The organism is Flavobacterium sp. 22659 (assembly GCF_052044235.1).
GTDB classification, from domain to species: Bacteria; Bacteroidota; Bacteroidia; order Flavobacteriales; family Flavobacteriaceae; genus Flavobacterium; species Flavobacterium johnsoniae.
Genome location: NZ_JBQEMU010000019.1, coordinates 101,725 through 125,744 on the forward strand (window position 1 = coordinate 101,725; position 24,020 = coordinate 125,744).

Consider the following 24,020-nt stretch of genomic DNA (forward strand, 5'->3'; position numbering starts at 1 on the left):
GTCTCTATGTTCCTTTGTAACTTTGCACCTAAAAAATCTTTGCAAAAAAGATTTTTTTTATACATTTGCATAACTAGTTATATAATTAATTATAATATGGAATTTTTTGACAAAGTAGGCAAAGCGGCACTAGGAAGCCGCTTGCGATTAATGACAGCTGTTATTACAGATGATGCTTCTAAAATTTATGAATTATACGGTGTAGATTTTGTGCCGAAGTGGTTTCCGGTTTTTTATATTTTAACTGAAGAAAGAGAACTTACCATTACCGAAATTGCAAATGAAATTGGACATTCTCAGCCTTCTGTAAGTAAAATTATTCAGGAAATGAGTAACGCAGGAATTGTAAAAGAAAGTAAAACGGATGATAAGCGAAAAAACAATGTTGTTTTGACTGAAAAAGGAGTTTTGCTTTCGAAGAAAATACAGCAGCAATTAAAAGATATTGATGTAGCAATCGACGGCATAATATCTGAATCGAAACACAATCTTTGGGCAGCGCTCGAGGAATGGGAATTTTTATTGGAACAGAAATCAATGTTCAAACGTGTAAGCGATCAAAAAAAACTTCGCGAAAGCAAAGACGTTGAAATTGTAGAATATAAACCAGAATATCAGGAAGCGTTTCGGGCTTTGAATGTAGAATGGATTTCGAATTATTTTGAAATGGAAGAAGCAGATTATAAAGCACTCGATAATCCTGAAGAATATATCTTAAATAAAGGCGGAAAAATTCTGGTGGCATTATATCAAAACGAACCCGTAGGTGTCTGCGCTCTTATCAAAATGAACAATCCCGATTATGATTTTGAAATGGCAAAAATGGCAGTTTCTCCCAAAGCGCAGGGTAAAAATATCGGCTGGCTTTTAGGTCAGGGAATCGTTAAAACCGCCAGAGAATTAGGCGCAAAAAAGATTTATCTGGAAAGCAACACAATTTTAAAACCAGCTATAAACTTATATTACAAACTAGGTTTTGAAAAAGTCTTTGGTCTTGAAACGCCTTATAAAAGATGTAATATACAGATGGAGTTAGTTCTTTAAAAGTGGCAAAGTTACAGAGAGACAAAGGTTCAAAGTTTTAAATCTTTGTTTCTTTGTCTCTCTGTGACTTTGATCCTAAAAACTGTCAAACAGTTTTCAACGCCCAAATCGATAATACTCTAAATCCTGATTTTTTTTATTGTTTATAGAATCTACAATCGAGTTCATGCCTATTACGCTGAAGGTGATTCCGTTGCCGCCGAAGCCCAGAACATAATGCTCGTTTTTCTTTGGGTCAGGTTTTCCAAAATAAGGAAGTCCGTCTTTGGTTTCGCCAAAAGTTCCGGCCCAGGAATAATCCAATTTGAAGTTTATATCAGGAAATCTTCGTTTAAATTGTCTAAGTAATGATGCCTCTTTTTTGGGTATTAACTTATCACGTTTTTTAGGATCTTTAAATTCCTCATCACCGCCGCCCATAATAATTCGGTTGTCAGAAGTAGCGCGATAATAATAATATGGCGAAGATGTATCCCAAATAACAGCGTTTTTTAAAATTGAAGGTAATTCAGGTACACTTTCTGATGCGAGTGCATAAGTGCTTTTTAAATCGACTATTTTTTCCTGCACAGTTTCGGTGCTTTCATAACCGCTGCAATGAACAACATGATCGGCTGTTATGGTGCATCGGTTTTCGGTATGAGCCACACATTTTCCTTTTTGAGTATGGATAGAAGTAATGTTGGTTCGGTCAAAAATCTGCATTCCGTTTTCATAGCAGTAATTCAATAAATCACAAGCCAGTTTAAACGGATCCATAACGGCCGCTGTTTTTGATTCGATTGCGGCTATAGCATTTAATCCCATTTTTTCGAGTTCGTATTTATTAAGCCATGTAACATCAAAATCATGTTGTTTACGGGCTTTAAATTCATTTTTTAAAAATGGAATATCTTTTTTGTAAGACGTAAAATAAATACTTTTTTTAAATTCAAATCCGCAGTCACTTTCTACCGTATCAATTATATTTCGCAGGTCAAAAATGGCTTTTTTACCATTTCTATAACTCTCTACCGCACATTGTTCGCCCCGAAGTTTTATTAATTCATGCAATGGCACATCAATTTCATATTGAAGTAAGGCTGTACTTGCCGCCGTACTTCCGTTTGCCACATCACGGCGGTCAACCAATACTATTTTTTTTCCCTGCGTAATTAATTTGTAAGCCATTAAAGCACCCGTTATTCCTCCGCCAATAATTAAAATTTCGGTTTTAATATCGGCATCAATTGAGGGATAACTGATATTCATGGCATTTTTTAAAGGCCAAAAGGTTTCTGTCGAACGTAATTTCATTTTTTATCTGTATTTCGTGCAGTACGATGTTTGGTTCTGTTTTTATCTTTGTACTCATGCTGCGAATGTGCTTCGGCAACAGAGTGTGAGGTTCTAATGCTTTCATCTTTTTTAGCCAGCTCAGCTAAACGATGATAATATTTTTGAATGATAACCATTTCTTCTTCTGTCATATTTTCAATATCAACCAGACTATTGCTTGATCGCTCACCTGAAGCTACCAATTCGTTCAGTTTTAATTGAATGGCCAGAGAATCTTTATTCTGGGCTTTCTGGATTAGAAAAACCATCAAAAAAGTAATAATCGTGGTTCCGGTATTGATAACCAATTGCCAGGTTTCAGAATAATTGAAAATAGGCCCTGAAACTGCCCAGGCAACCACAATAACAAAAGCGCCTATAAAAGCAGTAGTGCTTCCGGCCGCTTTTGAAACTTTTGAAGCAAATTTTTCAAATGCACTTCCGCCATTTTGTTTCTTCTTTTTCATTGCATTTTAATTAGGATTTCTTTTTGCTTACTTTTTCTTTTTTTACCACTTTGTTATTCTTTTCGTCGTAAACCGCTCCAATAATTTTTTGGCCTGTTTTACTGAAAATTTTAATTTTAGGATTTTCGTGCGTTCCGGTAATTACGATTGGAAAACCAATAATACCGCCCGGCGGCAATCCTAAACGCATTCTTAAATCTAAAAGACCGTCAAAACTTGTGGTTCCTTTAATTGTGGGTCTAAAACTTGCTACACTAAACGTAAAAGGCTCTATAGAAATAAGATTATTATTAATATTCGATTTGATTTCAATTCCTTCCATTTTTGGATCATCCAAACCTTTTTGTCCGGTTTGCGAACTCACGCCTTCAAATAATTTTAAACCTTTAATTTTTACATCACGAAGATTGATTGTTCCGCCTCCTTCAAGCGATTCGTAAATTGGCCCCATATTTCCGTTTAAATCACCTTTTATTTTGTAATCAACAGAAATAATTCCCTGTGCTTTTTCGGCAACAGTTACCATATCATGAAACATCGGAATTTCTTTGTAAGCACGCTGAACACTGAAATCTTTTGCAGTGAAATGTGCGTCAAAATGTGCAGAAGTCGGCGATTCGTCTTTATATGCCGCATTAACTCCAAGAATACAGTCAATAATATTTAAAGAAGTATTTTCTAAATAGAAACTACCTTTTGTAATACCCACTTTTCCTGAAAGTTTGTTTAGGTTCAATCCGTTATATTCTACTTTATCGGCATTTGCAGTAAGCGAAACATTTAAGTTTTTAGGAATCATAACAACACCGCTCATTTTTGGATGGTCTTCTTTGGCATAATCAACTTCGAGTTTTCGGTCTTTATTTTCACCTTTTTCAAGCGCCATAAATTCATCTACATTGATGAGTTTAGATTTCATATTAAAGTCACCGCTTAAAGTTCCGTGCGATTCCAAAAAATAATTTATAGTATTTAAAAGATATCCGTTAATATCAAAATCAGATTTTCCGTAAGAAGCATAGAATTTTTCAAACCACATTTTCTCGTTCTGAAAACGGAAGTTTCCTTGTTTTATAAAAAAAGCTTTTGGGAATAATTCTGAAGTAGCTTTGATATTTTTGAGCAGAATTGTGCCTCGATTATCCAGTTTGCTATATTGTCCCGTCGTAGCGTAGCTTTGTTTTCCTTTAAGAGATAAATCGGCTTTTGCGTAACCGGTTACATCAAGGCCTTTTTGTGAAAATACCTGATATATTCGGCCTACATTCAGCTCTCCTTTAATTTTGGCATTATAAGCCAGATCACTGAAATCTGATAACGCCATATTTACATACATCGGATTTCCTTCAAAAACAAAAGAAGCGGGAGAAACAGCCACAATTAAATCCTCGTAAGTTCCGGCTTTATTAAGCACGTTGGCTACAAAAGTTATATCTTTAATTGGGTTAGGGTAGTAGTCTGTTTTCAGCCATCCGTTTCGAAGCGAAATACCGCCGATTGTTTTAGGAAACAGTTTTTTTGAGGTGCTGAAAAGCCCTTTTGCCTGAATATTGGTTTTTAAAATTCCTTTTAAATCAATTTTTTCCAAACCAATTGCAGCGTCTACAACAGTAAGATCCAAAGCACCTTTTATACTGGCATCTACATTCATTTCGCTTAAACCTTTGCTATGCAGATAAGCGTTGAAATAATCTTTTTCGCCCACTTTAAATCGTAAAGTTCTAAGGTTTACCAATAACTGTTCAGTATCAAGAGAGGGCAGCATGGCATTTAAATCCATTTGGAAATCAGTAAGCGGAACGGGCGCATTTTGATAACTAACGGCTCCGTCTTTTATCTTTAGGTTGAAAGCTAAATTGGGTTTTTGTTTTTTCGAAACATTATAATCTCCTTTAAAAGAAAGCACCAAATCACTTTTTCCTGAAATTTCGGTTTTTTCCAGCCAGGTTAAATATTCCGGAGGCATAACAGAAAGTAAATCTTTTACGGTTGTGTTTTCTGATGCTGCTTTGATATTGATTTTATACCCGTCTCTTAAAATGGTAAATAGACCGGTAAACTTTAAAGGCAGTTTATTAATCTGTAGTTCATTTTTTTGAAGAATGAATGAAAGTGCGTGCGTATTGATTCTGGTAATTAAATCAGCACGAACGGCTTTTTTTCTTAGATATGCAGTTCGGTTATAGTAGAAATCCAGCGTATCGATTTTGGCATCGGTATTTAAATCGAAAATATCATCGCTCAGGTTTCCTTTTCCAATGTAATTGAAACCTTTGGCATCGACTAAAACTTTAGCAGATCGGTCGTTGTATTTTACATGGCAGTTTTCTAAATCAATTCGTTCTAATTTTATTGCTGTTCCTTCTTCGGGAGCATTTGGGTCTTCTTTTTCGTTTTTTCGGTCTTCGGGTGCTACATAAATATTATAATTGGCTTGTCCTTTTTCGTTGACCATTACATTAATTAATGCGTTTGAAACGTATAATTTATTGATTTTAACTTCGCTGTCAAATATGAGTCTTTTCAGGTTTATTCCAAAAGCCACCTGATCTGCTTTTAATAAAGTATCATTTCCAAATGGTTTAGAACCCGTCATAGAGATATCGTCAAGTGAGACAGTCAATGAAGGGAAATGGGTAAAAAACGAAAGTTTAGACTTCGAAAATTCTAATTTAGTATCTAAACGTTCGTTTGCAATTTTTTTAACTTCTGAGGCTACTTTTCCGGGAAATAACAGCGGAATCAAAAAAAGTAACAGCAGTATTCCCGCTATTACTATTCCTGTCCATTTGAGTATTTTAAGGCTTATATTTTTATATGAAGTTTTCATGGCGCAGAGTTTTAATTATTTCTTTTCAGCCTCTTTCTTAGCTTCTTCGGCTTTTTGCTTTTCTTTCTCTTCTTTGGCTTTTTCCTGTTTTTCTTTTTCTTCTTTAGCTTTGGCTTCTTTTTCTTTAGCAGCCTTTTCCTGTTGTTCTTCTTTTTTCTCTTTTATTTCTTCCTGTTTTTTCTCTTTTTCCTTTTCTTTTTTCTTGAAATAACCTCTAAATAGGAAATTACTTTTGGCTGCCTCCATATTTTCGCTGAAACCTTTTGTACCGGTTTCCAGATTCGAAAGCGTGTTTGAAACACTGTTAGCCATTTTATCGTCTCTTACTAATCTAGCCAGTGCGCCGTTTCCGTTGTTCATACTGTGGCTGAAAATGGCCAGTTCTTCAGAAATAACCCCTACATTATCAACACTTTTTTTAACGCTTTTCATGATGTCGTTCATTTCAATTCCGTTGATAGAAGCGATGGCGCCGTTGTCTTCGATTACTTTTGTAGATTTTTCGCCCGGAGTAATAGTCAATACTTTATCGCCCATTAATCCATCTGAACCAATACTGGCTCTGGCGTCTGTTTTTATAAATTTTCGGACTTCATCTTTTATAACCATTGAAACAACTACCGAAGAATCATTTATCAATCTGATTTCTTCGACTGTACCAATGTTTATACCTGAAAAACGGACATTGTTTCCAACTTCTAAACCGCTGACCGTTTTAAATTTTGATGTTATGTGGAATGTTGAACCAAATAGGTTTTTTTGTTTTCCAATAAAATAAATGGCGATTATAAAAAGCAACAGTCCAACTGTTACAAACATTCCTAATTTCCAAGTATATCCAGATTGCTTTTCCATGATTTCTACTATTTTATTTTGCTTTTTTTATTCAAAAAATGAGCGTACCCATTCGTCTTCGTCTTTTTCTAATTCTTCGTAAGTTCCTTCGGCATGAATTACACCGTCTTTTAAAACCATTATTCTGTCAGCTGTCATTTTTGCACACGCCATATCGTGCGTAATAATGATCGATGAGGTTTTTTGTTTGTGTTTGATATCAAGTATTAATTCACTGATTTCTCTGGAAGTAATAGTATCTAATCCTGTTGTGGGCTCATCATATAAAATGATTTCGGGTTTTAAAATTAATGTTCTGGCCAAGCCAATTCTTTTTCGCATCCCGCCTGATAATTCAGAAGGCATTTTGTCAATTGCATCGCCAAGGCCTACACTTTCAAGGGCTTCTATTACTTCATTTTCAACTTCATCTTCGCTTAAATCCCTTTTGTGGGCGCGTAATGTAAATGCCAGATTTTCTCGGACCGACATTGAATCGTAAAGAGCACCGCTCTGAAATAAAAATCCAATTCGGACCCGCATTTTATTTAATTCATCTTTAGAAAGGTCCAGTACATTTTCATCAAAAACAATTATTTCGCCCTGATCTGGTTGAATCAGCCCCACAATACATTTTATGGTAACTGATTTTCCTGAACCTGAACGTCCTAAAATCACTAAATCTTCGCCTTTGTTCACAGTAAGATTAACGCCTTTTAGAATTTGGTTGTCTTCGCCAAAAGTTTTATGCAGGTTCTTAATTTCAATAATTGGAGTCTGCTTTTTATCTTTTGATTTTGGTTCGGTATTTTTTTCTTCTTTAATCATCTTAATAAATTAAATCAGTTAATTGCACGGCTACCATATCAATAATAAATATGCTGAGAGAGGCTGTAACTACTGCCGAGTTTGCAGCGTGTCCTACACTTTCTGTTCCGTTTGCAGCATTAAATCCTTTATAACAGCCAATCATTCCTATGAAATAGCCAAAGAAGAATGTTTTTATCGTTGCGGGAATCAGATCTGAAAATTCTAATGATTGAATAATCTGGGTTAGATATCGGTAGAAATTAACATCACCATGAATATTTATTCCGGCATAACCGCCTATAATACCAACAGCATCTGCAAAAATTACTAATATAGGCACCATTAAGGTACAGGCTAAAATTCTTGTTACGACTAAATAATTATAAGGATTGATGGCAGAAACTTCCATGGCGTCTATTTGTTCCGTTACTTTCATAGAACCTAATTCGGCACCAATTCCTGAAGAGATTTTTCCGGCACAGATTAAGGCTGTAATAACAGGAGCAATTTCTCTAATTAAAGAAAGTGCCACCATTCCTGGAAGCCAGCTTTCGGCTCCAAATGTTACTAATGTAGGTCTTGACTGAATTGTTAATACCAATCCCATAATAAAACCTGTTATGGCTACTAATGGGAGTGATTTGTAACCAATTAAATAACATTGTTTCAAAAACTCTTTTGTCTCATAAGGGGGAATAAAAACCTCCTTAAAAAACCTATTGGCAAATAATGCAGCATTACCAATTTGTGCGAATGTATTTTTTAAGCTGAGAATCAAAATGTTTTGTTTTTAAGTTAGTTGTAGTTTCAAAATCAAATATTTAACAGTTTTTTCCACTTTTTAAATTATATATGAAAGTTACCTCTATACTTGTTAAAAAACTTTACAGAACTTTTTTTGAGCCTTATATAATTTTCATCAAATCACAATATTTAGAGAACATTTGCGTTTGCGTTTTTTTCTAACAAAAAATCCCTTTCATTAAGAAAGGGATTTTCCGGGTTTAATAGAATTTTGGTCAGTCTATTGCTTTTAAAAATTTCAAATTGCAATTTCGAATTTGAAATTTTTCTATAATTAGAATTTCTTTATAAATTTATAGCAATACCGGTTCTTGACTTTATTAAGGGAATAACTTTAGACTCTGAAAGCGCAAATTTTTCCATTAATAATCTTGCGGTCAAATAGCAGACAGTTGATTCTGCTCCCTGATTTAAGTTTACGTTTTCTTTTTCAAGACCATCGTAACCGCCTCCGCTTACCGGATTGTACATAATTTGATTTAAATGATTTTTTCCTAAGAACCAGTTAAACGCAGTTTTCATTTTCTTTTTATATTCCGGAGTTTTAAAGGCTTGGTAAAAAGCATTTAAAGTCTGAATTGTATAGGTAACATCAATTGGCTGTTCTCCATATTCTTGTGGTTCAGAACCTTTATGATACCAGCTTTGGTTTGAAATGGCTTTGAAATTACCATCGATAAAAGTTTTAGACATTAAGAAATCTAATGAATCTAGTGCAACTTTTTTGTAAACCGGTTTATTGGTTACTAAATAAGCATATAACATTGATTCTGGCAGAATACCGTTTCCGTATGTTAAATAGTTTTCAAACCATTGCCAGTCTTCAGAAGCTGTGTCTTCATAATTTGCCAGCAGTTTAGCATTCAGCTTGTTGATAATGGCCGCAACATATAAGTTTGGAATGGCATTGTGATACAGATACAAACCTTTTGTAGCGAAACCAATAGAACGAGGCGACTGAATATTTTCGGCCCATTTTAATGAGTTAAGAAAACATTTTGATGCTTTTTTAGAAATATTTTCAGGAAGAATATCAGCATTTGCTACAACAGTACCCAAAGCCCAAATTGCTCTTGCATTAGAATCTTCAAGATTTACTTCGGCATTTTGCTCAACGTGTTCACGATATTCCTGATCCACATAATTAATGAAGTTTCCTTTTGGTTTCTGGCATCTTTCAATAAAATCTAGATAAATTAAAATATAAGGAAGATCGTCTTTGTCTCTTGTTAATTTGTAATGCATACAAAACGCAATCAAAGCACGTGCATTATCATCTAAAGTATATCCTGATTCCAAATCTGGAACCGAGATTTTACTAAACTGGATAATACCAAGATCTGTAGTTAATTTTTTGATATGTCTTAATTGAATATCCGGATAGCTGTATTTAATATCAGCTGGATTTTCAATTAGTTTTTTATAAGTATTCATGTGAGTTAATGCGGCATTTTCCCAAGATGAAGCTCTCATTTTGGTAAAAGCCTGAATTCCCATTTCATGTCTTAAATTTTCGTCGGCAATTAATTTTAATGTTTCTTCTGCAAATTGATCGACATCCCCTATATCAACTAACACACCGCAGTCTTCGGTTAAAACTTCTCTTGTATGCGGAATTTTTGATGCCACCATTGGACATGCACAGCTCATAGCATAAGCAAAAGTGCCGCTTACAGCCTGGTTTGGATCTTTTGATGTAAATAAATAAATATCAGTAGCTTTTAAATATTCTAAAAGTTCCTCAGTATCTAAATATTGATTGATGAAACGGACATTTTTGCGTAAATCTAATTCATCAACAAGTGCTTCCAATTTATCGCGATAAACATCAACACCGTCTTTAATTAAATTTGGATGCGTTTTGCCAATAATCAGGTACAATACATCTGGTTCTTTTTTGACAATTTTTGCCAAAGCCTGTAAACCGGTTTCGATGTTTTTTCCTTCGCCCAAAAGTCCAAAAGTTGATAATACAATTTTGTTTTGAATATCGAATTTAGCTTTTGCCTGTTCCGGAGTTTCATAGATTACAATATGAGTTCCGTGTTGTACACAAGTAATTATTTCTTCATTAACATCGTAGTCTTTTATCAAAATTTCTTTTGACTGGTTAGTCATTACAAAAACAGAATTGCTGTAGCTTAAAAGTAATTTTACAAAGGTTTTTAATTCCTCATTTGGATTAGGAATAACGCTGTGAAAAGTATAAGTAACCGGTTTTTTTACCGTATTTAAAAAGTCTAGCAAATGATCTCCGTAATTCCCTCCAAATAAACCAAATTCATGCTGAATGTGAACTAATTTTACACTCTTATCTTTATTGATTTCTTCGGCAACTTTTGTATATTCTGCTCTGTCTTTTGTATTTAATGTAAAGGCTTGTGTTGGGTTTGCTTTTGGCTTATCGACCAATTCACAAATTTCACAAGTTATCGATTTACCAAAAACACTGGTAATTCCTTTAATGGTATCTTGAGTATAAGTTGCGATTCCGCATTGCGTTGGCGGAAATGTAGAAAGAAAAACAATTTTCGATTTATTTGATATCTTCTTCATGGGAGTTCAATTTTAATTCGGTTAATAAGTCGTTTAGGTTCAGAGAAGCCACCGCAATCTTATCATCGGCGGCACCATAATAAATATATAATTGGTCATCAAAAATGGCAGTTCCAGTTGGAAAAACCACATAATTTATATAACCATGTCTTTCGTAATATTCTGATGGCGTTATAATTGGTTTTGTTAATCTTCCAATCACTTTACTGGGATCATTTAGATCTAATAAAGCGGCACAGGCATGATAAACAAGACCTTTTTCGCGTCTTTCGGCAGCGTGATAAATCAACAGCCATCCATCTTTTGTTTCAATTGGCGGAGCGCCTGGTCCAATATGACTTGTTTCGTGTTCAAATTTGGGCTCCATTACAATATAATCAGGCAGGTTTTTAAGATAATCTTTCCAAAAATCTACCGTCAGGTCTTTTTTCTTTTCAAATGAAACGATTTGAATTGAAGGAAATAAGCGGTGTAAAGCCACAAATTTTCCGTTTATTTTTTTAGGAAATAGAACAACGTTTTTGTCCCACACTAATAAATTTTCCTTTATTGTTTCGCTCAAAGGATAATTTCGAGCAGTATTAAAAGCCAGTATACTTGCAACACTTGGATTTTGTAAATGTTTGCGGATCAAATTGGTGAACTCGTGTAAAATGAATTTTGGAGTTATAATTCCTTTCTTTTTAAACGATGTCAAATCTTTTGATACTGCTACAGCTCCGCAGGCATTTATTCCATCGTAAGTAACATAAGTCATATAATACTTATCATCAATTTTGGTAATTCGGGGATCTTCTACACCGTGAATTTCATAAATGTATTCCGGTACAAAAATGGGTTCAGTGCGACGTTCAACTAACGTTGTCGGCCCCTCGAATCTGCAATATCCAATGGTTGAAAAATTTCCTCTTTTTGCAGCTCTGTAAAACATATGAACGCTGTTTCCATCTTGATATATGGCAGGATTTAAAACACCTAATTCCTCAAAAGACCGGTCTGTTTTCTCTAAAATAACACCCAGTTTTGTCGCTAAAGTGTTTTGAGTCGTTACTGCTTCCATATCTAAATTTCTATAGGTTAAAATTACCTTGGGAACAGAGGGGCGATTAACTCAATCGATCAAAAAATTAACTCTAAAGCATTTACATGGGAATTGTATAAGGTTGAAACTGAAATTCTAAAAAGTCGTGATAAAATTATGATTTGTAGTTGATTGCGCTAAAAAATATAGCATTTGAGTTAATTGTTTTTGTAAGTAAACAGGAACTTTGAGATACAAACAAATCAGACTTGTAAAAAGTCCTATTTTTTAACTTAAAATTGAATATTATGTTACGTTGGACAGTCACATTTATAATTCTAGCTATAGTAGCGGGAATTTTTGGTTTTGGAGGAATTGCCGCCGGAGCCGCCAGTATCGCAAAAATCTTATTCTTTATATTCTTGGTTTTATTTGTTATTTCATTAATAAGCGGAAGAAGCAGAGTTTAAGATTTAGGTTTTAATCTAAAAAAATAAAAAAGCGAAATTAACTATTGAAGTTTGATTTCGCTTTTTTTAATGTCTTTTCAGAATATCTAAGGTACCGGATAGAAAACCAGAATATAAAATAGTTTTAGATTTTGATTTCATTATTTAGAGTTTGGTTATATACTGAAAAATATTGTTTAACTGATGTGTATGCCTTTGTGTATGTACTAAAGCAAAATCAATCCATTCGTACATTGTAAATTTATCAAAACCTGGAACCTGAAAATCAAGACAAGTAAGCGTTAAATCATATTTTGATGCCGAGTCTAGCAATTCTGATTCAATTTTGAGCAATTTCATATTCAAAGCATTTTTGCTGTATTCTTTTTTTTCAGGCTGAAGAAAAACAGGAGCGTCCATTTTTATATTGAAGTTTAAAAAGAGGCCGTCAATATCTTTGATTTTTTCGTCGGGTTTGCGGGTTGTTTTTTCGGTATTTCCCGCAAATAATTCCGGAAATCCTGAACAAGCCAGAATAATATGCTGTACGACCTGTCCGGCTGTCCAGCTTCCTTGATAGGGAATGAGATTTAATTCACTTTCAGAAAATTTAGAAAGCGTATCATTTAATTTTTATATGTTTCAACAATATCTTTTTGAACATTTGTATTCATATCATTGCTTTTTAAATTGTTATTGTACAGATGTTATCCACCATACATTTCCAAACGGATCTGTTACACCGCAGGTTCTGCCATACTCCTTATTGCTTAATCCCATTAAAGAACTTGCTCCGTTTTCAATTGCTTTTTTATAAGTTTCATCAGCATTGGGAACATAAACAAATAAGTGTGAAGTTTGTTTTGACCAGTCGGGTATTACATCTGTAATCATTATTGTGCTTCCGTTTAAAGTAATTTCAGCATGTATAATAGTTCCATCTTCACGTACAGATTTTGTATTGGTTTCTGAAGCTCCAAAAACTTTTTTGGTAAAGTCGATAAATTTTGATGCGCCTTGTAAAATCAAATACGGCATTATGGTTTGATGTTCTGCAGGAATATTCATGTTGAGATATTTTAAAATTTAGGATTTTAAAATTACGATTTTTTATTTTAAAATTTTGTAAATCAGTAAATTATGATTTATAAAAGTGCTTCACAATGAAAACCGTACGAATTTAGAAGTTCGATTATTTTAGGATTTGAAATAGAAGCACCATGAACACGCAGGATCTTATCGCAGTCTTCAAGGTCAAAATTTATCGCACTGTTAGGGAAATGTTCAAGAAGTTTCCCTATAATCATTATAGATTCTTCGACTTCCTGAACATTTGTTTTGAAAACTTCTATCATCGTTTGCAGTTTTTACAAAGCGATATTTTTGTATCGCTCTATTTTATGATAATAGATATAAGAAATTGCCAGAATCACTAAAAAGATTAAGGGGAAGAAACTTTGAAAATTGATTCCGTCTACCGCAAAATGACTGATTGAAGCAAATATAAAATCAAAACCAAATCCGGCATACGCCCATTCTTTTACATTTTTAGGAACTGATGGAATAACTAAAACTAAAACACCCAGAATTTTGAAAATTACAAGGGCATTTCCAAAATATTCAGGATAACCTAAATGTTTGATTCCTTCTTTGGCCAATTCTGTTTGTGATGTCAAAGCCGGCATAACACCTTCGAATAGAAAAATAATAGTAGTCGTAATCCAAAAAATAATTTTTGCTTTTTTCATGTGGTTTATTTTTAAATAGTTATCAGTTAATGTATTACAAATGTACTATTCTTATTTTTTCATGAAACAGCTATTTCCGACTATTTTAGGGGCATTTGAGACATTTCTTGATTTTAGATTTTAGAAGTTAGATTTTAGAAGTTAGATTTTTTATTTAGTATAACCATATAGTTTGTCATCCTGACAAAAAATGCAAAAAAATGATATTTGAAATTTATGTAAGCTGGTAATTCGTAATCGTAAACAAATCCTCGAAACCTAATCTGGTATAAATGCCTTTTCCTAAAGCAGAAGCTTGTAATTGTGCATATTTACAATTGGCATCAATTGCCTCGTTGATGGCAAATTTCATAATTTCTTCAGCAAAACCTCTTTTGCGCATTTCAGGAATAACGCCGACACCGTGAATTCCCATTGTTTTTTCAGTTTGAAAAAGTGTCAGCGTTCCAATCGCTTTTCCTTCAAAATGAACTAAATAAAACTTCACATTTTCATAATTATGAACCAAAGTTTCTTTACTGATTACATAGCTGAAAGAAAGCGGATAAATATCTGACCAGGTTTTGGCATCTTCTTCATTTAAAACTCTTTTAAAAGTGAGATTGTTTTGAAGAGGAAATTTTTCTCCAAGTTTTAAAACCATTGCAACCAGCTGGATTCGGATATGAAAGCCGTTTTTTTCAAAAATTTCTTTAGAACTGCTTCCAAAAATATCCCAGTACGGAATAACCAAGCCTGGTTTTTTTTCCATGATTTCCTGAATCTGCAGAAAGTTTTCTTCGGTAATATCTTCTCGAAACCATAATCTATTTGGCCAGCCTGAGTTTTTGATCTGTGAAACTTCAAAAGGGTCGTTTTTATGATAGGAAAGGAGAGGAGATGCAACGGTTTTCCAAAGAGTGGTTAAGTTGTCAATATTGTCTTTGATGAGGTTTATAGAGTTCATTGTAAATGACGAGTTTGAATTATACTGACAAAGGTAAATTGAGTTTTTCAGAAAAGCCTTTACATATGTTGATTTACAAATCTTTTTCTAAACTTTTTCTAATTCGGCTTAACTGTGTGGGCGTAATACCCAAGTGTGAAGCAATATGCAGTAACGGAACGCGATCAGCAATAGTGGGATGTTTCTCCAAAAGATTAACATATCTTTCGGTCGCGTTCTGCATAACCAACGCCACTTCTCTTTGTTCTTTTTCGATTATCCAATTTTGTTCTAAGTATGCTATATAAAATGTTTTGAGATCGTCATTTTCGCTAATCAACTGAATATATTTTTGATAATTAAGATTGATTAAAATGCAATCTTCTAAAGCTTCAATTGTAAAGTTAGAAGGAGTTTGCAATATTGATGAAACTTTAGAGCATGCAAGTTTGTTTTCGAGAAAAAGATTTTTGTTATAGAAATTTCCTTGTTCGTCAGTAATAAAAGTTCGTAAAATTCCTTTGGCAATAAAATAAAGATTTTTGCAGATTTCTCCATTTTCTAGTAGTATTTCTCCTTTTTTGATTGTCTGGAAATGTGTCAAGCTTTCAATCAAATTCCAAGACTTTTCAGAGATAGGAGCGTAACTTTCGAAATATAATTTTAGATTGTTGAGGTATGTTTCTTTGTTGAAAGTCATAGATTGGTTTGGTTTTGGCACAAAGGCGCTAAGGCACAAAGTTTTTTTTATTTTAATGCACTAGATTTACTATTCAAAAATAAAGAAATAAGCGCAATTTTGTCATTTCGACGAAGGAGAAATCTTCGCGAGAAACTCTACAAAGATTGATTCTCGTTGCGGAGCTACTTGTGGAGATTTCTCCTTCGTCGAAATGACAAAAATGAGAATAAATCTGAACAATCTGCATAATCTGCGAGAGACTTAAAAATACTTCGAGCCTTAGCGCCTTGGCAGCAAAAATTTAAAAACCGCTAAAAACTAAGAGCTTCCAGCGGTTTTAAATTCTAATTATTTGTATCGGTGCTTAATCAGCATAATGATAGATACTTCTTTTAACAGTATTGTTTATTTTTTCAAGAGTTACTTCAGTTACACCGCCTTCATAATTCATAGAAATAGCAACTTTATTTTTTGTAATTTGATAATCAATTGAAATTAAGCCGTTTTGATTTATTTCAACAGATTTGTTTTCATTTGGAATCGTACTTAAAAAGTAATTTGATTCTTCGACTTCTTTGTTTTTAATAATATTTTGATAAACTTTATCCAGATCAGTATCCTGTAAAATACATTCTCTGCCGTCTCCCATTTCTACTTCGATATCTTTGCAGTCTTCTTTTGGCTCAGTCTTTTTTTCTATTTTTTCTGTTTTTACAACTGCAATTGTATCTGCTGGTTTTTCAATAGGTTTTGATTCTTCATTATTGCTTTGCTTGCAATTTGTAAATAGTAAAGCTAAAAGCGCAATACATGCTATTTTCTTCATTTTTTTAATTTTAATTATGGGATTCAAAAGTAACAAAATAAGTCTAGGTTTATCATTTAAACGAAGGAAAAATCTTAATGCGAAACTCTTTCACAAAAATCAAATCTTTGAATATAATCGCTCAGCATAATAACATAAAAATCTTTTTAATCTGTGAAATCTGCGGCAAAAAAACTTGCGTTCTTCGGTTAAATTAAACTAAAAAACGCCATGAAACCCAAAGGTCTCACAGCGTTTTCATCTCAAAAAATAAATAATTAACGGGTAATGTAACGGGTATTATTTCCAGCCTCCGCCAAGAGCGCGGTACAAATCTGTATTGGCTGTAAGTTGTTGTCTTTTGATATCAGCAAGTTCTAGTTCGCTTTGCAATAAATTTGCCTGTGCCGTTAAAACTTCAAGATATTCTGCCATACCATTTTTAAATAAAAGGTTTGCATTTTTAATCGCTTGCTGCAGCGTTTTTACTTTTTCTTTTAAGAAAGTTTCCTGCTGTTGTAATTTCTCTACTTTAACTAAAGCATCAGAAACTTCGCTTACAGCAACCAAAACAGATTGTCTAAAACTTAAAACTGCTTTTTCTCTTTCTGCGACAGCGATATTATATTGCGTTCTTACTCTTTTGTTATTTAAAAGAGGCTGCGTTAATCCACCTGCAACTGTTCCAAACAATGAAGCCGGAATGTTGAACCAATTACTGGTTTCGAAAGAGTTTACGCCGCCTTGAGCCGTAATTCTGAGAGCTGGGTATAAATCCGCTTTCGTGATACCGACATTTGCGTTGGCAGCTTTTAGTGCCAATTCGGCACTTTTTACATCAGGTCTTCTGCTTACTAAGGCAGATGGAACTCCAATTGCTGTATTGTGTTTTACTTCAATCGCACTTAATTGAGTAGATCTTTCTTTTGAATTTGGAAAAGAACCAGTTAAAACACTCAAAGCATTTTCCTGAATCGCAATGTTTTGTTCCAATAACGGAATCAATTGCGCTGAGTTTAATTTCTGTGCTTCCGATTGTTGAATCGCCAAAGTAGTTACCTGACCTGCGTCGTATTTTAATTTGATAATATTGGTTGTACTATCGTTTAAACGAAGGTTTTGTCTTGCAATATCCAATTGTGCGTCCAGCATCAAAAGATTATAATATCCTCTTGAAACATTGGCAACAATATTAGTCTGCAATGCTTTTTTTACTTCTTCAGACTGAAGATATCCTGCGTAAGCCCCTTTCTTTTGGTTTCTGATCTTTCCCCAAATATCAGCTTCCCAAGAAAGAGAAGCTCCAGCAGAATAGTCGTCAATATGTTTAGCACCAATTGCCTGATTTAAGTTCAATCCCGTAAAACTATTATCAGATGGATTGCTTGTACTTGCGTTTACAAACAAGTTAACCTGAGGCACATTTCCCCATTTTGACTGTGTAAAACGGTATTGGGCAATTTCGATGTTCTTTTCGGCAATCTGAAGGTCGTTGTTTCTTGCAACGGCGCTGTCAATTAATTTTATAATATCTTTTTCTGTAAAGAAATTTTTCCACTCCACATCGGCAATACTGGTTGTATCACTCGAAACCGATGCATTCCTGAAATTCTCAGGAAATGCATCTTTTGGAGTTTCAATATCCTTTGAGACTTTACAGGATATTAAAGTCGTGATCAGAATGGCGAAGGTCACGATTTTGGTTATATGATTTTTCATTTAGTTTTTTATTAAATTTTTTTATCCGTTGGGTTTAGTTTTTTAAACACATAGAAACATAGTTTTTTGAGGATTTAAAAAAGGCGTTTCACTTATTTTAAATACACATAGTTTTCTATGTGTGGAAACTGGTTTCTTTTATTCTCTTTTTTCAAGACAATCCCGATAGCTATCGGGACTATGTTTCTATGTGTTAAAATATTTTTTCATCCCAAAGGGTTAAATTTCTGTACAAGTATCTTTTCTGGTTTCCAGATCTCTTGAGATTCTGTACGATATATATCCGATGCCAAATATGATGGCGACAAGAATGGTTGTTATATAGTTTTCCATTTATTATTTTTCTTCGTTATGAATTACAGCGATTGGTTTTCCGCTCACTTTTTCTTGTAAATGCTGGAAGATGATGAATAAAACAGGAATGATAAACAATCCAAGAATTACTCCAGAAAGCATCCCTCCAGCTGCCCCGATACTGATGGAGTGGTTACCTTGTGCTGATGGACCTTTGGCACTCATCATTGGCACTAAACCTACCACAAAAGCAAGAGACGTCATGATAATTGGTCGCAAACGTAATTTTGCTGCCATGATTGAAGCTGCTACTAAACCTTGTCCTGATCTTCTTCGCTGCGCCGCAAATTCCACAATCAAGATGGCATTTTTGGCGAGAAGCCCGATAAGCATGACAAGAGCAACTTGTACGTAAATGTTGTTTTCAATTCCAGTTAAACCAATAGCAACGAATACTCCAAAAATACCTGCAGGGATTGACAAGATTACTGCAAGAGGCAAAATGTAACTTTCGTACTGTGCGGCAAGTAAGAAATAAATGAATATCAAACACAGTAAGAATATGGTTGCCGATTGCCCTCCTGACGAAATCTCCTCACGAGTCTGGCCCGAGAATTCAAACCCGTAACCTGCAGGTAATTGTTGTGCTGCTACTTCTTCAATTGCTTTAATGGCATCTCCGGAACTAAATCCAGGTTTTGGAATGGCATTAATAGAAATTGAGTTAAATAAATTATATCTGGAAGCGGTTTCAGAACCATAAATACGAGTCAGTTTAACTAATGTATTTATTGGCACCATTTCGCCTGTTTTGTTTTTTACAAAAACTCTGTCAATTGCTGTTGGATCTGCTCTGTCTTCGATATCGGCCTGAACAACCACACGGTAATATTTACCAAATCGGTTAAAGTCAGATGCCTGTGCACTACCAAAGTAAGCCTGCATGGTTTGTAAAATGTCTTTTACATTAACACCCAATTGATTTGCTTTTTCATCGTTAACCTCTAATTGCAACTGAGGATAATCAGCTTTGAAAGAAGTAAAGGCAACAGCAATTTCCGGACGTTTCATTAATTCGCCGATAAAGTTTTGAGAGATTCCACTAAACTTATCCAGTTTTCCTCCCGTTTTATCCTGAAGAACTAAATCTAAAGCCTCAACGTTACTAAATCCGGGAACGGTTGGGAAACTGAATACGAAGAAACTTCCGCCAGAAATAGCGCCCAGTTTACCGCGAACCTGATTCATGATTTCGTCGATGTTTTTTACTTCGCCGCGTTCTTCGTTTGGTTTAAGCAATACGAATACAACCGCAGAAGATGGACTTGTAGAGTTGGTCAATAAGTTGAAACCTGAAATTGCGGTTACAAATCGAGAAGCGTCTAATGCTTTTAAAGTATTCTCAGCTTCAGTCATTACTTTTTGAGTTCCGTCTAATGATGTTCCAGATGGCGTATTTACTGCAATCGCAATAAATCCTTGATCTTCTGTTGGAATAAACCCTTGAGGAGTTGTTTTTACCATTACCACTGTTGCCAATGTAATTAAAGCCAATCCGCCTAAACTCAACCATTTTCTTCTAATTAAGAATTTAAGTCCGCCTGTGTAACGGTTTGTCAACGATTCAAAACTGCTGTTAAAAGCGGTAAAGAATTTCTCTTTAAATCCTTTTTTCTGATAAGGTTCATTGTGATCGTGTGCTCCGTGATTATCTTTTAAAAATAATGCTGCAAGCGCCGGACTCAATGTTAAGGCATTTACTGCCGAAATTACAATTGCAATTGCCATAGTAAAGGCAAACTGACGATAGAAAACTCCTGTTGAGCCTTCCATAAAACCAACCGGCAGGAATACAGCAGCCATTACCAGCGTAATCGAGATAATAGCACCCGTTATTTCGTGCATTGCTTCATGGGTTGCGATTTTTGGAGACAAACGTTTATGCTCCATTTTCGCATGCACCGCTTCGACTACCACAATGGCATCATCGACCACAATACCAATCGCCAGAATTAATGCGAAAAGCGTTAAAAGGTTGATCGAAAATCCGAATAACTGCATGAAGAAGAACGTTCCTAAAATTGCTACAGGTACAGCAATAGCCGGGATTAATGTTGATCTAAAATCTTGCAAGAAGATAAATACCACAATAAATACCAGTATAAAAGCTTCTAGTAATGTATGCTCCACCTGTTCGATAGATTGGTCAAGAGATACTTTTGTACTATAGAAAATATTGTGTTTTATGCCTTTTGGAAAATCTTTAGAAGCCTTTTCCATCATTTTATTAATGGCAATCTGAATATCATTTGAGTTAGATCCAGCTAACTGGATAACCCCAATTACAATTCCTTTTTTACCATTTAAACGAGTTAAACTGTTGTAAGAGTAAGCACCCAATTCAACTCTCGCTACATCTTTTAAGCGAAGTACTGAACCATCTGCATTAGAACGTATAGCAATATTTTCATAATCCTCTGGTTTAGTTAATTTCCCTTTGTATTTAATAACGTATTCAAAAACTTCTTTGCTTCGCTCTCCAAATTTACCCGGAGCAGCTTCCAAACTTTTGTCCTGAATCGCTCCCATAACTTCGCTGGGAGTCACTTTATAAGTTGACATTTGTGTTGGATTTAACCAAACACGCATTGAGTAATCTTTTACACCACCAAAAATACTGGCAGAACCTACACCCGGAATACGTTTTAATTCTGGAATAATATTAATCTGTGCATAGTTGGCAACAAATGTCTGGTCGTATTTTGCTTCATCATCAGTGTACATACCAATTGCCATGATGAAACTGTTTTGTTGTTTCGCCGTAACAATACCTTGCTGTACAACCTCCGCAGGAAGCTGGCTGGTTGCCTGTGCAACACGGTTTTGTACGTTTACCGCAGCCTGATCGGCATCTGTACCCAGTTTAAAGAAAACTGTAATTGCTAAAGTACCGTCGTTACTGGCTGTAGAACTCATGTAAGTCATGTTTTCTACACCATTTATAGATTCTTCGATAGAAGGTGCCACAGAACGTAAAACCGTTTCTGCGTTGGCTCCCGGATATACCGCCGTTACCAAAACCGATGGAGGCGCAATATCAGGAAACTGTTGTAAAGGCAGTTTAGTTAAACCCAATACCCCCAGAATTACCAATAAAATGGAAATTACGGTTGCCAGTACAGGTCTTTGTATAAATATTTTGAACATTGTGTTTTAGAATTATTTTTTATTAGTTACTTCGGCAACTTTAGTTGATTTTTCAGGCTGAATCGCTTGACCATCCTGAAGTTTGTCAATACCGCTTAACACGATTTGGTCACCCGTTTTTACACCTTCTTTAATTAAATAATTGGTACCGCTTTTACCCACAACTGTGATAGGCATTTTGGTTACTTTGTTGTCTTTGCCTACAGTGAAAACAAATACTTTGTCCTGCATTTCAACTGTAGCCGACTGTGGTACTAAAATCGCATCGTCGTGCTGTAATCCTAAACGGATTCTTCCTGTGTTTCCAGAACGTAATGTTCCGTTTGCATTTGGGAATGTTGCTCTAATCGTGATTGCTCCTGTAGTTTTATCAAACTGACCGTCAACCATATCTATTTTTCCTGTTTGCGGATAAGCATTGTTATCAGCCAAGATCAAAGTAACCGGAGGTAATTTTTTGATTTTATCACCAAGAGAACTTCCTTTGTATTGCTCTTTAAAGTTGATGAAATCAGTTTCACCCAAAGAGAAATAAGCAAATACTTCGTGAACGTCTGATAAAGTAGTAAGTGCTTCAACATCAGAAGCAGAAACTAAACTTCCTTGTTTTTTAGGTAATCTGCCAATGTAGCCGCTCACAGGAGCTGTTACGTTAGTATATCCTAAATTAATTTTAGCAGAACCTACCATTGCTTTTGCCTGCTCGATATTAGCAGCAGCAATTTTTTGAGAAGCTTTAGCTGTTTTTAACTGATAATCAGAAACTACTTTGTTTTGCACTAGCGGAGTTAGTTTATCAACTTCTAAATTAGCGTTGATTAAAGCTGCTTCTGCTGCGTGTAGACTTGCTAAAGCATTGTTTAACTGCTCACGAAACGGACGCTCATTGATTTTGAATAAAGTCTGTCCTTTACTTACATAAGCACCTTCGTCAACATAAATTCTGTCTAGGTTTCCGCTTACTTGTGGACGAATTTCAACATCAACAGTTCCTTGTATAGAAGCAGGATATTCAGCATCAGTAGTTGTATTGGCACTTGTGATTGCTAAAACTGGTAAAACCGGTGGCGGCGGGGCAGTAGGCGCTTGATTTTTGTCGCCACAGCTGCTTAATACTAAGGCCAGAATAAAACTGGTTATAATTACATTTTTCATTTTCATAGTGGTTTTAATTGGTTGAACATTTTCTCGGATAAAATTCTTTGGTATTCTGGCATTCTCGGGATTCATATTTAATTGAATTAAATTATCTAACGTTGTTAAGTAAAAGTGCACAAATTTCCATACAGTAAGCCTTTCCAATTCTATTTCGAATCAGTATTAAATTATCTAACGATGTTAAGTAAAAGTCTAAAAAAAGAGCTTTTATTACCTTTATTAAATTTTCTAACAGTGTTAAGCGAAAGTTATAAAAAAAAGGATTTTATATTATCCCGTAAATCATTTTACACTGTTAAGTAAAATTGAAAATTTTTTTATTGTATAGATTTGATGATACCAGTAATAGCATCCTTCAAAATCTGGGCATTTATTGTTTCTAAAATATCACTTTTGTTAATGATGTTAATGGCGATTAAACCATGAATAACAGAAAAGAAAGTAAAATATTTTTGTTTAATGATATCTTCACTAGGATTGCTGTCTTTCATAATTTCAGCAATAACACCAGTAAACAATTTGTAAGGTGCTTCCTGAGCCGAACATCGCTGTGCACAGCAGGTCATTTGAACACCAAACATAAGTTGATACATTTCAGTATTAGTAAAAGCGAAATCCCAATAAGTCATCCACATGGCTTCTAACTGATCTTCGGGTTTTTCAAACTTGTCTTTTGCAGTCTGTAACTCTTTTGCCAGTTTAATAAAACCTTTGCCTGTCAGTTCTTCTAATATTGCTTCCTTATTCGAGAAATATTCATAAATAATAGGAGCGGTATATTCGATTCTGTCGGCAATTTTACGCATACTCAAACCATTCCAGCCTTCATCTTTTACGATATCATAAGCAGCGCCAAGGATATTGTTCCTTGTCTCTTCTTTTTGTCTTAAAATTCGATCTTTGCTAGCCATTGTATTCAAGTATTAAATCGTTTAACACTGTTAGGCAAATGTATGGCGGATTTTCGAATTTCAAAATATTTTTATCATAATATTTTCTTATCGTGCAATAAGCGTTTTTGAAATTCTTTGCAAAGCCTTTATTTTATTGAGATTTGTAGTGATGTGATTTTTTTAAGAAGCAGAACTTTTTTCGGTTTCAGGACCATTTGTCCCGCTCTGCATTATATTTTTTGTGGTGAACCCCACCACAAAAAGATGTCATTTCGATCGGGGCTAGGAGAGAACGTGTGTTTTTTTCATTAGATTTTCAACTCGCAGTTTGTCATCCTGAGTAACAAAGTATCACACGCGCAAATCGACAAAGATTGGAATTTCACAAATAAATAAAGCTCAAAATTCACATCCCGCAAAATTCCGGAGGAATGAAATATTTATAGGTTTATGGATA

Annotated in this window: 21 protein-coding genes; 2 read left to right on the plus strand and 19 right to left on the minus strand. The window is 34.6% G+C overall.

Annotation, left to right across the window (positions count from 1 at the left end; all coding sequences use genetic code 11):
- The first annotated feature begins 96 nt into the window (after positions 1–96).
- A complete protein-coding gene (locus ACTJIW_RS17885; RefSeq protein WP_440715724.1) occupies positions 97–1,044 on the plus strand; it encodes a bifunctional helix-turn-helix transcriptional regulator/GNAT family N-acetyltransferase in 948 nt (315 codons plus the stop codon).
- A gap of 96 nt (positions 1,045–1,140) precedes the next feature.
- Here ACTJIW_RS17885 and ACTJIW_RS17890 read toward each other — a convergent pair whose 3' ends face one another.
- The 8 genes from ACTJIW_RS17890 to ACTJIW_RS17925 all read right to left on the minus strand — a co-directional run bounded on the left by ACTJIW_RS17890 (position 1,141) and on the right by ACTJIW_RS17925 (position 11,722).
- Positions 1,141–2,340, minus strand: coding sequence for an FAD-dependent oxidoreductase (locus ACTJIW_RS17890; RefSeq protein ID WP_121360684.1), 1,200 nt, complete (start codon positions 2,338–2,340; stop codon positions 1,141–1,143).
- Positions 2,337–2,828 (minus strand): low affinity iron permease family protein, encoded by a 492-nt coding sequence (locus ACTJIW_RS17895; protein WP_012026292.1) that lies wholly within the window; start codon positions 2,826–2,828, stop codon positions 2,337–2,339. The genes ACTJIW_RS17890 and ACTJIW_RS17895 overlap by 4 nt, the downstream gene beginning before the upstream one ends.
- A 10-nt stretch (positions 2,829–2,838) precedes the next feature.
- Positions 2,839–5,658 carry an AsmA family protein gene (locus tag ACTJIW_RS17900; RefSeq protein WP_440715723.1) on the minus strand — a complete coding sequence of 940 codons (2,820 nt, stop codon included), beginning with the start codon at positions 5,656–5,658 and terminating at the stop codon, positions 2,839–2,841.
- Positions 5,659–5,673: 15 nt separating this feature from the next.
- On the minus strand, positions 5,674–6,513 hold the full coding sequence (locus ACTJIW_RS17905; protein WP_012026290.1) for an MlaD family protein: 840 nt from the start codon (positions 6,511–6,513) through the stop codon (positions 5,674–5,676).
- Between the two features lie 27 nt (positions 6,514–6,540).
- Positions 6,541–7,320 carry an ABC transporter ATP-binding protein gene (locus ACTJIW_RS17910; RefSeq protein ID WP_440715722.1) on the minus strand — a complete coding sequence of 260 codons (780 nt, stop codon included), beginning with the start codon at positions 7,318–7,320 and terminating at the stop codon, positions 6,541–6,543.
- A gap of 1 nt (position 7,321) precedes the next feature.
- On the minus strand, positions 7,322–8,080 hold the full coding sequence (locus ACTJIW_RS17915; RefSeq protein WP_012026288.1) for an MlaE family ABC transporter permease: 759 nt from the start codon (positions 8,078–8,080) through the stop codon (positions 7,322–7,324).
- Between the two features lie 311 nt (positions 8,081–8,391).
- Positions 8,392–10,662, minus strand: coding sequence for a glycosyltransferase (locus ACTJIW_RS17920; protein WP_440715721.1), 2,271 nt, complete (start codon positions 10,660–10,662; stop codon positions 8,392–8,394).
- Positions 10,643–11,722 (minus strand): pesticidal protein Cry7Aa, encoded by a 1,080-nt coding sequence (locus ACTJIW_RS17925; protein ID WP_440715720.1) that lies wholly within the window; start codon positions 11,720–11,722, stop codon positions 10,643–10,645. Before ACTJIW_RS17925 ends, ACTJIW_RS17920 begins: the two co-directional genes overlap by 20 nt.
- Positions 11,723–11,991: 269 nt before the next feature.
- Between ACTJIW_RS17925 and ACTJIW_RS17930 the strand changes: the two genes are divergently transcribed.
- Positions 11,992–12,153, plus strand: a complete 162-nt coding sequence (locus tag ACTJIW_RS17930) for a DUF1328 domain-containing protein (RefSeq protein WP_012026284.1) — start codon at positions 11,992–11,994, stop codon at positions 12,151–12,153.
- 144 nt (positions 12,154–12,297) lie between these two features.
- Here ACTJIW_RS17930 and ACTJIW_RS17935 read toward each other — a convergent pair whose 3' ends face one another.
- The 11 genes from ACTJIW_RS17935 to ACTJIW_RS17985 all read right to left on the minus strand — a co-directional run bounded on the left by ACTJIW_RS17935 (position 12,298) and on the right by ACTJIW_RS17985 (position 23,581).
- The gene (locus tag ACTJIW_RS17935; RefSeq protein ID WP_440715888.1) at positions 12,298–12,717 is read right to left on the minus strand and encodes a DinB family protein; all 420 of its coding nucleotides are present in this window, start codon (positions 12,715–12,717) and stop codon (positions 12,298–12,300) included.
- Positions 12,718–12,825: 108 nt separating this feature from the next.
- Positions 12,826–13,200, minus strand: a complete 375-nt coding sequence (locus tag ACTJIW_RS17940; protein WP_121360691.1) for a VOC family protein — start codon at positions 13,198–13,200, stop codon at positions 12,826–12,828.
- A gap of 77 nt (positions 13,201–13,277) precedes the next feature.
- Positions 13,278–13,487: a hypothetical protein gene (locus ACTJIW_RS17945; protein ID WP_440715719.1), complete on the minus strand. Its 210-nt coding sequence runs from the start codon at positions 13,485–13,487 to the stop codon at positions 13,278–13,280.
- A 12-nt stretch (positions 13,488–13,499) separates the two neighbouring features.
- On the minus strand, positions 13,500–13,880 hold the full coding sequence (locus ACTJIW_RS17950; RefSeq protein ID WP_440715718.1) for a DoxX family protein: 381 nt from the start codon (positions 13,878–13,880) through the stop codon (positions 13,500–13,502).
- Between the two features lie 214 nt (positions 13,881–14,094).
- Positions 14,095–14,826, minus strand: a complete 732-nt coding sequence (locus ACTJIW_RS17955) for a GNAT family N-acetyltransferase (protein WP_440715717.1) — start codon at positions 14,824–14,826, stop codon at positions 14,095–14,097.
- Between the two features lie 73 nt (positions 14,827–14,899).
- Complete coding sequence (locus tag ACTJIW_RS17960; protein WP_012026277.1) at positions 14,900–15,505, minus strand: Crp/Fnr family transcriptional regulator; 606 nt, start codon at positions 15,503–15,505, stop codon at positions 14,900–14,902.
- Between the two features lie 346 nt (positions 15,506–15,851).
- A complete protein-coding gene (locus ACTJIW_RS17965) occupies positions 15,852–16,313 on the minus strand; it encodes a hypothetical protein (protein WP_440715716.1) in 462 nt (153 codons plus the stop codon).
- Positions 16,314–16,592: 279 nt separating this feature from the next.
- On the minus strand, positions 16,593–18,011 hold the full coding sequence (locus ACTJIW_RS17970; protein ID WP_012026275.1) for a TolC family protein: 1,419 nt from the start codon (positions 18,009–18,011) through the stop codon (positions 16,593–16,595).
- 336 nt (positions 18,012–18,347) lie between these two features.
- Positions 18,348–21,512 (minus strand): efflux RND transporter permease subunit, encoded by a 3,165-nt coding sequence (locus ACTJIW_RS17975; protein WP_121360695.1) that lies wholly within the window; start codon positions 21,510–21,512, stop codon positions 18,348–18,350.
- Between the two features lie 12 nt (positions 21,513–21,524).
- Entirely contained in the window at positions 21,525–22,742 is a 1,218-nt protein-coding gene (locus ACTJIW_RS17980) for an efflux RND transporter periplasmic adaptor subunit (protein ID WP_440715715.1), read from the minus strand.
- Positions 22,743–22,987: 245 nt separating this feature from the next.
- Positions 22,988–23,581, minus strand: a complete 594-nt coding sequence (locus ACTJIW_RS17985) for a TetR/AcrR family transcriptional regulator (protein WP_008467721.1) — start codon at positions 23,579–23,581, stop codon at positions 22,988–22,990.
- Positions 23,582–24,020 lie beyond the last annotated feature (439 nt).